13 protein-coding genes are annotated in these 12,866 nt (G+C 73.3%); 3 read left to right on the top strand and 10 right to left on the bottom strand.

Annotation, left to right across the window (positions count from 1 at the left end):
* Positions 1 to 16: 16 nt before the first annotated feature.
* The 3 genes from ACNJ93_RS21345 to ACNJ93_RS21335 all read right to left on the bottom strand — a co-directional run bounded on the left by ACNJ93_RS21345 (position 17) and on the right by ACNJ93_RS21335 (position 3,088).
* Complete coding sequence (locus tag ACNJ93_RS21345; protein WP_418959025.1) at positions 17 to 697, bottom strand: AIM24 family protein; 681 nt, start codon at positions 695 to 697, stop codon at positions 17 to 19.
* Between the two features lie 14 nt (positions 698 to 711).
* On the bottom strand, positions 712 to 2,379 hold the full coding sequence (locus ACNJ93_RS21340; protein WP_418959024.1) for a TerD family protein: 1,668 nt from the start codon (positions 2,377 to 2,379) through the stop codon (positions 712 to 714).
* Between the two features lie 133 nt (positions 2,380 to 2,512).
* Positions 2,513 to 3,088 (bottom strand): M48 family metallopeptidase, encoded by a 576-nt coding sequence (locus ACNJ93_RS21335; RefSeq protein WP_418959023.1) that lies wholly within the window; start codon positions 3,086 to 3,088, stop codon positions 2,513 to 2,515.
* A gap of 208 nt (positions 3,089 to 3,296) precedes the next feature.
* Here ACNJ93_RS21335 and ACNJ93_RS21330 point away from each other — a divergent pair, with 208 nt between their 5' ends.
* Together ACNJ93_RS21330 and ACNJ93_RS21325 are read left to right on the top strand one after the other, a co-directional pair.
* Positions 3,297 to 4,550: a TOMM precursor leader peptide-binding protein gene (locus ACNJ93_RS21330; protein ID WP_418959022.1), complete on the top strand. Its 1,254-nt coding sequence runs from the start codon at positions 3,297 to 3,299 to the stop codon at positions 4,548 to 4,550.
* A 42-nt stretch (positions 4,551 to 4,592) separates the two neighbouring features.
* Entirely contained in the window at positions 4,593 to 5,936 is a 1,344-nt protein-coding gene (locus ACNJ93_RS21325) for an ABC1 kinase family protein (RefSeq protein ID WP_418959021.1), read from the top strand.
* Positions 5,937 to 5,942: 6 nt separating this feature from the next.
* On the opposite strand, the gene ACNJ93_RS21320 is transcribed toward ACNJ93_RS21325, so the two are convergent.
* The 5 genes from ACNJ93_RS21320 to ACNJ93_RS21300 all read right to left on the bottom strand — a co-directional run bounded on the left by ACNJ93_RS21320 (position 5,943) and on the right by ACNJ93_RS21300 (position 9,847).
* The gene (locus ACNJ93_RS21320; protein WP_418959020.1) at positions 5,943 to 6,143 is read right to left on the bottom strand and encodes a hypothetical protein; all 201 of its coding nucleotides are present in this window, start codon (positions 6,141 to 6,143) and stop codon (positions 5,943 to 5,945) included.
* A gap of 101 nt (positions 6,144 to 6,244) precedes the next feature.
* Positions 6,245 to 6,568: a hypothetical protein gene (locus ACNJ93_RS21315; protein ID WP_418959019.1), complete on the bottom strand. Its 324-nt coding sequence runs from the start codon at positions 6,566 to 6,568 to the stop codon at positions 6,245 to 6,247.
* Positions 6,565 to 6,933: a WhiB family transcriptional regulator gene (locus ACNJ93_RS21310; protein WP_418959018.1), complete on the bottom strand. Its 369-nt coding sequence runs from the start codon at positions 6,931 to 6,933 to the stop codon at positions 6,565 to 6,567. Before ACNJ93_RS21310 ends, ACNJ93_RS21315 begins: the two co-directional genes overlap by 4 nt.
* 173 nt (positions 6,934 to 7,106) lie before the next feature.
* Positions 7,107 to 7,454 (bottom strand): hypothetical protein, encoded by a 348-nt coding sequence (locus ACNJ93_RS21305; RefSeq protein WP_418959017.1) that lies wholly within the window; start codon positions 7,452 to 7,454, stop codon positions 7,107 to 7,109.
* A gap of 167 nt (positions 7,455 to 7,621) precedes the next feature.
* Entirely contained in the window at positions 7,622 to 9,847 is a 2,226-nt protein-coding gene (locus tag ACNJ93_RS21300; RefSeq protein WP_418959016.1) for an ATP-dependent DNA helicase UvrD2, read from the bottom strand.
* 176 nt (positions 9,848 to 10,023) lie between these two features.
* On the opposite strand from ACNJ93_RS21300, the gene ACNJ93_RS21295 reads away from it, so the two are divergent.
* Complete coding sequence (locus ACNJ93_RS21295; RefSeq protein ID WP_418959015.1) at positions 10,024 to 10,281, top strand: mycoredoxin; 258 nt, start codon at positions 10,024 to 10,026, stop codon at positions 10,279 to 10,281.
* Between the two features lie 87 nt (positions 10,282 to 10,368).
* Here ACNJ93_RS21295 and nudC read toward each other — a convergent pair whose 3' ends face one another.
* The gene (gene nudC, locus ACNJ93_RS21290) at positions 10,369 to 11,316 is read right to left on the bottom strand and encodes an NAD(+) diphosphatase (protein ID WP_418961478.1); all 948 of its coding nucleotides are present in this window, start codon (positions 11,314 to 11,316) and stop codon (positions 10,369 to 10,371) included.
* Positions 11,317 to 11,366: 50 nt separating this feature from the next.
* Positions 11,367 to 12,866, bottom strand: a complete 1,500-nt coding sequence (locus tag ACNJ93_RS21285) for a dipeptidase (protein WP_418959014.1) — start codon at positions 12,864 to 12,866, stop codon at positions 11,367 to 11,369.

Raw genomic sequence — 12,866 nt, 5'->3', positions numbered from 1 at the left:
GTGTTCTCGCTCCCCCTCAGCCCCGGACCCGCAGGCGGTCGGTGCTGTCCTCGCTCGGCTGTACGACGACGATGCCCTGGCCGGAGAAGGCCATCTGGAACGCCTCGCCGCTGCCCCGCCCGATGAGCGAGGAGGCCTTGAAGCTGCGCTTGCCCTTGACCTTCAGGTTGGGCGACCAGGCGACGAGCGCGTCCGGGTCGACGTACGTCTCGTCCTCGCCGCGGCCGCAGTCGACGACGATCGGGGTGCCGCGCGAGGTCAGGGCGACCCAGCCGGTACCGGCGATCTCGACGTTGAACAGGCCCTGGCCGGCGAACTTGGCCAGGCCCTTGACCCGCTCGACGCCCCACTGGAGGTGGGCGTCGAAGGCGAGGACGTTGGTGCCGTTGACGGAGAGGGACTCGTTCTGCAGGTTGATCACGACGACGTCGGCGCCGTAGTCGGCCAGGTAGAGCAGGCCGTCGCCGGAGCACTTCATGACCGGCGCGCCCTCGCCGGTGGCCCACGCCTGGGCGACCTGGCGCAGGGCCGGCGGGTTGGGCTCGTAGGTGATGAAGCCCTCGTACGCGACCATCGAGCCGGTGCGCGCGTACAGGTCCTGGCCGCTGGCCATGGCGACCTTGAGCATGGTGCGGCCGTGGTTCTCCATCCGGGCCGCGATCGGGGTCGGGGCGTAGCCCGCGAGCTGCTGGTTCATCGGTTCGGGCTCCCTCAGACCTCGTACGGCTGGACGACGATGAAGTTGCCGGGGGCTCCCCGGAACTGGAGGTTCACCGTCTCGCCGCTGTGACCCGGGTACGCGTTGCGGCGCAGCCGGACCTGGCTGGAGAGGATCACCTGGGACGCGGACGACCAGGCGACGACGGCGTTGCAGTCGGCGAAGGTGGTCGGCGTGACGGGCAGCACCACGGGGATGCCGTGGGTCTTCACGATGACCGTGCCGGTGCCCTGGAACTGCATGGTGAACAGGGCGCCGCCGGGGATGCCGTGGCCCTCGATGCGGCGGACCTCGTGCTGCAGGGACTCGTCGAAGGCGAGCACGTTCTCGGCGGAGACGCAGATGCCGTCGCCCTGGAGCTCGATCGGGTGCAGGTGCGCGCCGTTCTCGGCGAGGAAGACCTGACCGCGGCCGGTGCAGCGCATCAGCTGCATCTCCTGGCCGGTGGCGTTGCCGACGATGCGGCCGGCGAAACCGGCGCTCTTGTAGGCGAAGTCGACCTTGCCCTGGTACATGACCATGCTGCCCTGGCGGGCGAGGACGGCGTTGCCGCCCATCTGCAGGTCGACCCGCATGAGCTGCTGGTTCTGCGGGGTCCAGCGGTTGCCGGTCGGGGCCTCGCGGTACGGGGCGAGCGCGGCGGCGAGGCCGGGGCCGGCGGCGGCCGGGACGCCCATGCCGGGCTGCGGCGCACCGGGGACACCGGGCATACCGGGCTGCGGCATTCCCGGCGCTCCCGGCATTCCGGGCTGCGGCATGCCGGGCTGCTGCCCGAACTGCGGCTGGCCGTACGGGGCCTGACCCGGGACCTGGCCCGGGACCTGGCCGTACGGCTGGGGCGGCTGCGGCGGCTGGCCGTACGGGCCGGGCGCGGCCGGGGCGGGCGCGGGGGCCGGCGGGGCGACGGGCGCCGCGACGGTCGGCTGCGCGTACACCGGCTGGGCCGGCGGCAGGGGCTGCTGCGGGGCGGCCGGGGCGCCGAAGGACGGCGCGGGCTGCGGGACCTGGGGCGCGGCGGGCGCCGGCGGGGCGGCCGGGGCGCCGAACGCGGGCGGGGCGGCTGGGGCGGCGCCCTGCGGCGGCGGGGCGAAGCCGGGGGCCGCGGCGGGGGGCTGCTGGGCGGCGGGCTGCTCCTCGGCGACCTCGCCGCCGAAGTTCTTCAGCAGTGCCTCGAGTCCGCCGTCGAAGCCCTGGCCGACGGCGGCGAAGCGCCACACGTCCTTCAGGTAGAAGTCGCCGAGCATCACGGCGCGCTCGGTGGAGAACTCCGAGCCGTCGAAGGCGTATCGGGCGACCTCTTCGCCGCCGGCGACGATCCGGATGTGGCCGGGACCGATCTGGCTCATCTGGCCGGCGCCGTCGATGGTCGCGGTGAACGACAGCTTGTGGATGTTCGCCGGCAGTCGGTCCAGCGTGATGCGGAAGGACTCGGTGTCGCCCGCCTGCGCGCCGAGCAGCTGAATGGACTCCTCGGGCGACTTGGGCTGGTTGAAGAAGATGAAGTACCGGTCGTCCGAGAGCCGCTCGTCGGCGTCGAGGCCGAAGCAGCTGATGTCGAAGGTCAGCCCGGGCGCGGCGATCTGCACACCCACGTACAGATCGGTCCCCGGTGTCAGATCACTGATCTTGGCCTTGTGGCCGCGTTGGAATTCCCTGGCCATGCGTAACGACCGTCCCCCATCCCGATATGTGAATGCGTCGCGCCAGGCTAACGGCTGCACACGACATTGAGCCAAGCCGCGACGAATTCGGTACACGATTGGCGAACGGGCCGGCCGGACTGTGTTCCGGCCGTCACTCCTCGCGTGCGGCGGGCAGGTGCGGCAGCCGCTCGGCGGCGACGACGCCTTCCAGATAGCCGCGGGCCCGTTCGGTCTTCGGGTACGCCTCCAGGAGCCGCCAGAACCTCGGCCCGTGACCGGGCACCAGCAGGTGCGCGAGTTCGTGCGCGAGGACGTAGTCGATGACGTACTCGGGCATGCCCTGGAGCCGGTGGGAGAGGCGGATGCTGCCCTCGGCCGGGGTGCAGGAGCCCCAGCGGGTGTTCTGGTTGGTCACCCAGCGCACGGAGGTGGGGCGGGCCCGGCCGCCGAAGTACTGCTCGGACAGCCGCGCGGCGCGCTCGGTCAGTTCCGCGTCGCCGAGGACGCGCCGGCTCTCCTGCGCGGCGAGTCTGTCGAGCATGACGGTGACCCAGCGTCGCTCCTCCGCCTCGGACATCCGGGCCGGGATGAGCACGATCGTCCGGTCGCCCTCGCGGTAGGCGGAGACGGTTCTGTTCCGCCGTGCGCTTCTGCGGACCTCGACCGCGCTCGTTCCCGAACCGCGGGGCGGTTTGCTTGTCACGCTGCGCTGTGGGTCGGCGGGCACGGCCCCGACGTTACCCGCTGTCAGCGGGGGAAGTCCCGCCTCCGACACCGTTCCGGGGCGATCCGGCGGCACCGTGCACCATTTGAAGTACTAATACCCCTCCCCTGTGGACGACTTCGGACGAGCAGGTCGGCGTGCGGGCATTCTCACAGCAGGTCGAAGGGAAAACGCCGCCCGGGAGGCACGGGCGGGGAAACGGGGGGCGGACATGCGGCCGATGCTGAAGCCGGCGCTGCGGCGGGCGTGGCGGCAGCGGGAATTCGTGCAGTTCGGGGCCACGTCCGCGCATGCGGTGGTGGTGGGCCCGGTGGATCTGGGGATGGGCGGGCTGCTCGCGCGGATGGACGGGACCCGGGAGCGGGAGCTGCTGGAGGCGGAGGCCAAGGCCCTCGGGCTGCCGGAGGGGTGGTTCGGCCGGGTGCTCGCGGGGCTGGCCGACGCCGGGCTGCTCACGGACGCGGAGCGGACGGGGGCGGGGCCGGGGCCACGGGCGGGGCTGCGGGCGGGCGGACCGGGGGCGGCGGGATCGGGTGTGGGGGGAGCGGGTGTGGGGGGAGCGGGTGTGGGGGGAGCGGGTGTGGGGGGAGCGTCTCGGCTCGCGGACGGTGCGCTCGAACCGCTGCGGGCCGATCTGGCGGCGCTGTCGGTGGTGGAGCGTGACCCGGACGGGCCGATACGGCGATGGGGTGCGCGCGCCGCGCAGCGGGTGCAGGTGCGGGGCGCGGGCCGGGTGGGCGCGGCGGTCGCGGCGCTGCTGTCGGCCTCCGGGGTGGGGCGGGTGGACGTCCTGGACGGAGGGACGGTGCAGCCGTGGGAGGTGACGCCGGGCGGGCTGCCGGCCGAGGCGGTCGGCGAGCGGCGGGCGGTGGCGGCCGGCCGGCTGGTGGGCCGCTCGGCGCCGGGCGGCCGGCCGCCGCGCGAGGTACGGGGCGCGGGCGGCGGGGAGCCGGGGACGGCGCTGGTGGTGGTGACGCCTCGGGACGGCCTGGGCGCGTACGTCCCAGATCCGGTGCCCGCGGAGCCGTGGGTCACCGGAGGCGTGCCGCATCTGTACGCGGGGGTGCTGGAGGCGACGGGGGTGGTGGGCCCGCTGGTGCTGCCGGGCGGGACGGCCTGTGCGGAGTGCCTGCTGCGGGAGCGGACGGACCGGGAGCCGACGTGGCCGTCGATGCTGGCCCAGTGGCGGTCCGGTGCGCCGGACCCGGCGCCGGCCTGCGACGCCTCGCTGGCGGCGGCGGTCGCCGGGCTGACGGCGGCTCATGCGCTGGCGTTCCTGGACGGGGAGTTGCCGTGCTCCGCGGGGGCGCGCTGGGAGGTGTCGCTGCCGCTGCTGGAGTGGCGCGAGGAGCGGTACGCACCGTATCCGGGATGTCCGTGCGGTGCCGCTGGTGACGGAGTGGGGAACGCAGAAGGGGAGCGCCGCTCCGGGGCCAGGAGGGCGCAGGACACAATGGCGGGGTAACGGCCACCCTCGGCCCGGCAGTCCGGCTCTATGGAGGGGCGTATGTCTGATCTTCCCAGGAAGGCGGTCACCCGGACCGCGAAGTTGGCCGCGCTGCCCCTGGGCATCGCCGGCCGGGCGACGTGGGGCCTGGGCAAGCGGATCGGCGGGAAGTCGGCCGAGCTCGTGGCCCGGGAGCTGCAACAGCGCACGGCGGAGCAGTTGTTCAAGGTCCTCGGGGAACTCAAGGGCGGGGCCATGAAGTTCGGGCAGGCACTGTCCGTCTTCGAGTCGGCGCTGCCGGAGGAGGTGGCCGGGCCGTACCGGGCGGCGCTGACGAAGCTGCAGGACGCGGCGCCGCCGATGCCGACCCGGACGGTGCACGCGGTGCTCGCGGAGCGGCTGGGCGAGGACTGGCGGGAGCTGTTCCTGGAGTTCGAGGACAAGCCGGCCGCGGCCGCCTCGATCGGCCAGGTGCACCGGGCGGTGTGGCAGGACGGCCGAGAGGTCGCGGTGAAGGTGCAGTACCCGGGGGCGGGCGAGGCGCTGCTCTCGGACCTGACGCAGCTGAGCCGGTTCGCCCGGCTGCTGGGGCCGCTGATCCCGGGGATGGACATCAAGCCGCTGATCACGGAGCTGCGGGACCGGATCTCGGAGGAGCTGGACTACGGGCTGGAGGCGGAGGCGCAGCAGGCGCACGCGGAGGAGTTCGCGGACGATCCGGACGTGGTGGTGCCCGGGGTGGTCCACCAGTCGGACCAGGTGCTGGTGACGGAGTGGATCGACGGGATCCCGCTGTCCGAGGTGATCGCTGACGGTACGACGGAGCAGCGGGACCGGGCGGGGCAGCTGCTGGCCCGGTTCCTGTTCTCGGGGCCGGGGCGGACGGGGCTGCTCCACGCGGACCCGCATCCGGGGAACTTCCGGCTGCTGCCCGGGGAGGACGAGGACGGCGGGCCGGAGAGCTGGCGGCTGGGCGTGCTGGACTTCGGCACGGTGGACCGGCTGCCGGGCGGGCTGCCGGACACGATCGGGATCTGTCTGCGGACGGCGCTGGCCGGAGAGGCCGAGACGGTCTACGAACTGCTGCGCGGCGAGGGGTTCGTGAAGGAGACCGTCGCGCTCGATCCGGACGCGGTGCTGGAGTACCTGCTGCCGATCATCGAGCCGGCGCAGGTGGAGTCCTTCGGCTTCACCCGGGAGTGGGTGCGCACGCAGGCGGCCCGGATCGCCGATCCCCGCTCCCCCGCCCACCAGTTGGGCAAGCAGCTCAATCTGCCGCCCTCGTACCTGCTGATACACCGGGTGACGCTGAGCACCATCGGGGTGCTGTGCCAGCTGAACGCGACGGTGCGGCTCCGGGAGGAACTGGAGGAGTGGCTGCCGGGGTTCGTCGACGAGGAGTGAGGAAGGTCACCACCAGGAGGAGTCGAGGCGGCCCTCGATGGCTCTGATGTTGTCCCGGGCGCAGGTCTCGCAGAAGTAGCGGCGGCTGCCGTTCTCCACCGAGCAGGTCCAGGTCACGGGCAGGCTGTCGGCCACCGCGCCGCAGCGGGCGCACACGATGCGCTCCTCGGAGGTCCGGGGTTCTGGCCCGGAATCGCTGTTCCGCACTCTGCAGACGATAACCCCGGCAGGGTGCGGGGGGCGCGTGCAACGCGGCGCGGGGGCCGGTCCGTTCGGACCGGCCCCCGCGGGCGAGGCGGTTCGGCGCCTCAGTGCATCACGGCCATGGCCAGGGCGCGGCGGGCGCGCAGGGAGACGCGCTCGGCACGGCGCTGCATGCGCCGGGCGGCGACCAGGCGCATGGCCCGGCGCTCCGAGTCGGCCTCCCGTAGGCGCTCGTGCATATGGGCACGGGCCAGGGCTTCGGGGATGAGTTGCATTTCGCGGGTCCTGTTCTGACGCGAGGCGTTCGCGCCGGTGGTGGAAACGTCCGGGGTCGCGGAGCCGGAGGGCTCGCTGGTGGAAGAGGTCATCGGGGCCAGCTTCTGGGGATCGTGCGTGAGGGGGTGGTCGATGGTTCCCGGGGTGTTCATGCCGCGACCGGGTTCTTGCGCGGGCGGCCACGGGGCCGCTTGCGGGCGACGACCACGCCCTGGACGAACAGCTCGCCGCCCCAGACGCCCCAGGGCTCGCGCCGCTCCTTGGCGCCCGCGAGGCAGGCCGCCATCAGCGGGCAGGTGCGGCACAGGGACTTGGCGTACTCGACGTCCGCCGGCGACTCGGCGAAGAAGACCTCCGGGTCGTAGGAACGGCACGGGACGGGTACGCCGAGGTTCTCGATGGCGTCGTCGAGCGCGGTGAGCGCGGTGAGCGGGGTCAAGGCGGGGTCCTCCGTGAGGCCGGGCGGGGGGATCGTTTCGGAAGGCGGTACGGACGGGGCGTGCGCTTCGAGTTGCACGGGTGTCTTTCCTCGTCTGGTCGTTCCGGCCGGTTGACCGGGGTTTCGGCTGGTACCGGGTGTCGCTGGTCCCGAGGCCCCTTCGCTCCGTTGTCCCCGTTCGGGGACAAACAGAAGGGCCGCGGATCCCGGGTGGGGTTCCGCGGCCCTGAAGGCGCCGGCCTGATGCTGGATCAGGCTGGATCACTCCAGGGTTCGAGCCCACGGAAGGCCCACATCGTGTGGTGCGTCATCGTCTGCTGGTTGCCGGCACCGGTGGCCGCAAAGGCATAGGCGGCCTTGGCCTTGCCTGCTACGGCTGCTTCCAGTGCCTTGGTCGGTCGCTCGTCGCGTCCCTCGACGACAGGAAGAATCGTCGGAAGGGTCGCCAGGCGCGCGGCCTCGACACCGGGCAGACCGGTGACGGACAGACCACTGCCGAGGAACGCCGAGCCGGAGAGGCCGAGCGAGCAGGCGGAGACGACCGAGCGATCGGTCATTTTGGCGGTGCGGACGATGATGCTGTCGATGTTGCTGATCACTGGAATCGCCTCCTCTCGGCGTCTCGGGGGGATCGGGGTGAGCCGGTCCCGCGGATATTCGGATAAGTACAGCACGGAGACAGGGCTTCGGAGAAGCCGCTGTCCGTGGTTAAGAACCTATGGGGCTTGACGGGGCGGGCGCAAACTATTTTTCCGACGAGTTTTCCTCAGGACCCCTCCTCGGCCTCCGCGGGCTCCTGACCGGCGCAGATGGCCAGGACGTCGGCCCCGAACCGGTTCAGCTTGCGCGTCCCGACCCCGGCGATGACCACGAGCTCGCGGCTGTCGGCGGGCACCCGCTCGGCGATCGCCATCAGCGTCTTGTCGGTGAAGACGCACCAGGCGGGCTGACCCAGCTTCCGCGCCTGCTCGGCGCGCCAGTCGTACAGCCGCTCGTACAGCCCCTCGTCCATGTCGGAGGGGCAGTCCTCGCAGCGCATCAGCTTCATCGCGCCGGCCTCGGTGAGCGAGGCGCCGCAGACCCGGCACCGGACCGGGCCGCGTTCCCTGCGCCGTACGCGGACGTCCCCGGGGCCCCCGCCGTCGCCGCCGGGAGCGCCGGCCCTGCCCCGCTCGATGCCGCCGGCACCGCCGGCGCCGCCGCTCCAGCCCCCGGCGAGCCGGCCCGAGCCGGGCCGCAGCCCGTTGAGGAACCGGCTGGGGCGGCGGGAGGGACGGCCGCCCGGGGAGCGGGACAGCGACCAGGAGAGCGACAGGTGCAGCCGGGCGCGGGTGACGCCCACGTACAGCAGGCGGCGCTCCTCCTCGACCTGCTCGTCGGTCCGGGCGTAGGTGATCGGCATCATGCCCTCGGTCAGGCCGACCAGGAACACCGCGTCCCACTCCAGGCCCTTGGCTGCGTGCAGCGAGGCCAGCGTGACGCCCTGCACGGTCGGGGCGTGCTGGGCGGCGGCCCGCTCGTCGAGCTCGGCGACCAGCTCGGACAGGCCCGACCCGGGCCGGGCGCGGGCGAAGTCCTCGGCCAGCCGGACCAGGGCGGCGAGCGACTCCCAGCGGTCCCGGGCCGCTCCGGAGCCGGCCGGCGGCTCGCTCGTCCAGCCCTTGGTGGACAGCACGGCGCGGACCTGGGCGGGGAGGTCGTCGGCCCCGTCCAGCAGCGAGTCGTTGCCGCCGGCGCGGGCCGCTCCGCGCAGGGCGATGCCGGCCTCCCGGACCTCCTGGCGCTCGAAGAAGCGCTCCGCGCCGCGCAGCTGGTACGGGACGCCCGCGTCGGCCAGCGCCTGCTCGTAGACCTCGGACTGGGCGTTGATCCGGTACAGCACGGCGATCTCGCCGGCCGGGACGCCCGCGGCGATCAGGTCGCGGATGCGGCGGGCGGTGCCCTCGGCCTCGGCGGGCTCGTCCGCGTACTCGGTGTAGACCGGCTCCGGACCGGGGTCGCGCTGGGAGACCAGTTCGAGGCGGTGGTCGGCGGCCCGGCCGCGGGCCTGGCCGAGCAGCCCGTTCGCCAGGTGCACGACCTGCGGGGTGGAGCGGTAGTCGCGGACCAGCTTCACCACGGTCGCGTGGGGATGGCGGACGCGGAAGTTCAGCAGGTGCTCGGGGGTGGCGCCGGTGAAGGAGTAGATCGTCTGGCTGGCGTCGCCGACCACGCACAGGTTGTCCCGGTCCCCCAGCCACAGGTCGAGCAGGCGCTGCTGGAGCGGGGAGACGTCCTGGTACTCGTCCACGACGAAGTGCTGGTACTGGCGGCGGATCTGGTCGGCGATGTCGTGCCGGTCCTGGAGGATGCCGACGGTGAGCAGCAGCACGTCCTCGAAGTCGATCACCGTGCGGTCGCGCTTGAGCTGCTCGTACATCGCGTAGATCTGGCCGATCTCGGCCGGGTCGCGGGGGGCGTCGCGGGACGCCTTGGCGACGGCGGCCGGGTAGTCGGCGGGCACGGTCTGGGTGACCTTCGCCCATTCGATCTCGCCGGTGACGTCGCGCAGCTCGTTGCGGTCCAGCCGCACCCGGCAGCGGGCGGCCGCCTCGGCGACCACCTGGACCTTCCGGTCCACGAGCCGGGGCAGCTCGCCACCGACGGCTTTCGGCCAGAAGTACTGGAGCTGCCGCAGGGCCGCCGAGTGGAACGTACGGGCCTGGACGCCGCCCGCGCCGAGCTGGCGGAGCCGGCCGCGCATCTCGCCGGCGGCCCGGTTGGTGAACGTGACGGCCAGCACGGCGGCGGGCTGGAGGATGCCCGCGCGCACGCCGTACGCGATCCGGTGGGTGATCGCGCGGGTCTTGCCCGTGCCCGCTCCGGCGAGCACGCACACCGGGCCGTGCAGGGCCGTGGCGACCTCGCGCTGCTCCGGGTCGAGCCCGTCGAGCACCGCGTCGGCCGAGTCCGGCACGTCCGGGAAGAGAGAGGAGGGCGTTGCTGCTGTCACCCCGCCATGCTGCCAGGTTCCGCCGGCCGGGCGCGGGCCGTCGTCCACAGGCGGCGCCTGGTAGTCGTACGAATACGCGGGGCTTTCTGACAGAGATGGGCGGCCGGGGAATGGTCGTGGCACGGCGTACGTTCCTTACTGTCGGCACCCACCCGCGAACAGAGGAGCGCCTGGCCATGCAGGGCACTGTGACGATGTACAGCACCGAATGGTGCGGCTACTGCCGCCGGCTGAAGAGCCAGCTGGACCGCGAGGGCATCGCGTACACGGAGATCAACATCGAGCAGGACCCGGAGTCGGCCGCGTTCGTGGAGAAGGCCAACGGGGGCAACCAGACCGTCCCGACCGTCCGTGTGCTGCCGAGCACCGGCGGCACCGAGGTCGTCATGACGAACCCGAGCCTCGCCCAGGTGAAGCAGGCCCTCGGCGTCTGAGCCCACAAGCGCCCGGCGTCTGTTTCCAGCCAGGACACGAGGAGGACCCCCGGCCGAAGCCGGGGGTCCTCCTCATTCCGCTTGTGCTCAGGCCGCCTGGCTCGTCTCCCCCGGCTTGGGCAGCGGCTTGCCGTACCAGAGCTCGATGAGCCGGGAGGCGATCGAGATCCCGTACGGCGGGAGCACCTCGCCCGAGGCGAAGGCCGCGGTCAGGTCCTCGCGCGAGAACCAGCGCGCCTCGTGGATCTCCTCCCCGTCCACGTTGATCTCGGACGAGGTGGCCCGCGCCATGAAGCCGAGCATCAGGCTGGACGGGAACGGCCACGGCTGGCTGGCCACGTACTCGACCTCGCCCACCGTGACGCCGGCCTCCTCGAAGACCTCGCGCACCACGGACTGCTCGATCGACTCGCCCGGCTCGACGAAGCCGGCGAGCGTCGAGAAGCGGCCCTCGGGCCAGTGGACCTGGCGGCCGAGCAGCGCGCGGTCCTGCTCGTCCGTGACCAGCATGATCACGGCGGGGTCGGTGCGCGGGTAGTGCTCGGCGCCGCAGGCCGGGCAGCGGCGGACGTGGCCCGCTGCGGCGATGACGGTGCGCTCGCCGCAGCGGGAGCAGAAGCGGTGCATCCGCTGCCAGTTCTCCAGGGCGACCGCGTGCACCATCAGTCCGGCGTCGCGCGGCGAAAGGAGCAGACCGGCCTCGCGCAGGCCGGCCGGGCGGGCGGACTGGTCCATGCGGCCCGGCAGCGCGTCCTTCTGCAGCGCGAAGTAGCTCACACCTTCGGCGTCCGTGCCGAGGAAGTAGCGGTGGGTCTCGGTGACCGGGGCCTCGAAGGCGGGGGTCATCACGAGCTCGGTGCGGCCGTCCGGGGTGTCGTCGATCAGCACCTGACCGCCGGAGACCACGAAGACGCGGGTCTTCGGGTGGCTCCAGGCGGCCGCGAGCCAGGCCTCGTCGAGACGGTGGTGGGCGGCCCGGTCGATCCCGCTCGGCGCGGTCAGGCCGATGGGACGGTCTCCGGCCGCGTTACTCATGATGCTCACAGGTGCTTCCAGCTCCCCCGGAATCGGATGGATGGGTTCGGTCAGCGGTGGGACGCCGGGCGGCGCAGCGAGACCGCCAGGTCCTCCCACAGGTGGGCACTGGCCTCGACGCCCTTGAGGAGCAGGTCCAGCTCGACCTTCTCGTTCGGCGCGTGCCAGCCGTCGGACGGGACGGAGACGCCGAGGAAGAGTACGGGAGCGGCCAGCACGTCCTGCAGGTCGGCCGCCGGGCCGGAGCCGCCCTCGCGGGTGTAGCGGACCTTGGCGCCGTCGAAGGCCGTGCTCATGGCCCGCGCCACCGACCGCAGCGCCGGGTGGTCGAGCGGGGTGAGGCAGGGCCGGGTGGGGGCGCCGAAGGTGACGGCGTGCCGGATGCCCGCGGGCACGAGTCCGGCGAGCCAGTCCCGCACGACCCGCTCGATGTGCGCCGGGTCCTGGCCCGCGACCAGCCGGAAGGACAGCTTCAGCTGGGCGGAGGCGGGGACGATCGTCTTGCCACCGGGGCCCTGGTAGCCGCCGCCGATGCCGTTGACCTCGGCGGTCGGCCGGGCCCAGACCCGCTCCAGGGTGGAGTACCCGGCCTCGCCGAGGGTGCCGTGGGACCGGGCGGTGCGCAGCCAGGCGGCCTCGTCGAAGGGCAGCTCGGCGATCAGCTCCCGCTCGGCGGGGCCGAGCTCCGTGACGCCGTCGTAGAAGCCGGGGATCGCGACCCGCTCGTCCGCGTCGTGCAGGGCGGCGACGATCCGGCCGGCGACGGTGGCCGGGTTGGGCACCGCGCCGCCGAAGGAACCGGAGTGGATGTCCTGGTCCGGCCCGTGCAGCTCGATCTCGCAGTCGGCGACGCCGCGCATCCCGGTGCAGACGGTCGGGGTGTCCTCGGACCACATGCCGGTGTCGGAGACGACCACCGCGTCGGCGGCGAGCCGGTCGGCACGCGCCTCGACCAGCTCGCGGAAGTGCGCCGAGCCGGACTCCTCCTCGCCCTCGATCAGCAGCTTGAGCGTGACGGCGGGGGCGGTGCGGCCGGTGGCCGCCAGGTGGGCGCGGACGCCGAGGGTGTGGAAGAAGACCTGGCCCTTGTCGTCGGCCGCGCCGCGGGCGTACATCCGGCCGTCGACGACGGTCGGCTCGAAGGGCTCGGTGTGCCAGCCGTCCTCGCGGGCGGCGGGCTGGACGTCGTGGTGGCCGTAGACGAGGACGCTCGGCGCGTCCGGCTCGTCGGACGGCCACTCGGCGAAGACGGCCGGGGCGCCGGCGGTCTCCCAGACCTCGACCACGGGGAAACCGGTCTTGGTGAGCGCGGCGGACAGCCACTCGGCGCTGCGCCGCACGTCGTCGGCGTGCTCGGGCTGCGCCGAGACGGACGGGATGCGCAGCCAGTCGGCGAGGTCGTCGAGGAAGGCGGCGCGGTGCCGCTCGACGTACGCGCGCACGGTCGCGGCGGCGTGCGGGTCCACGGCCGCGGCGGCCTGGGGGGTCCCGGCCTTCTCGGCGGCGGGCGCGGCTGCGGGCTGGACGGCGCTGTCCGGGGTCTCGCTCAT

It is taken from the genome of Streptomyces tritici (genome assembly GCF_048500665.1).
Lineage (GTDB): Bacteria > Actinomycetota > Actinomycetes > Streptomycetales > Streptomycetaceae > Streptomyces > Streptomyces tritici.
This window is presented reverse-complemented; position numbering and strand designations above follow the sequence as displayed.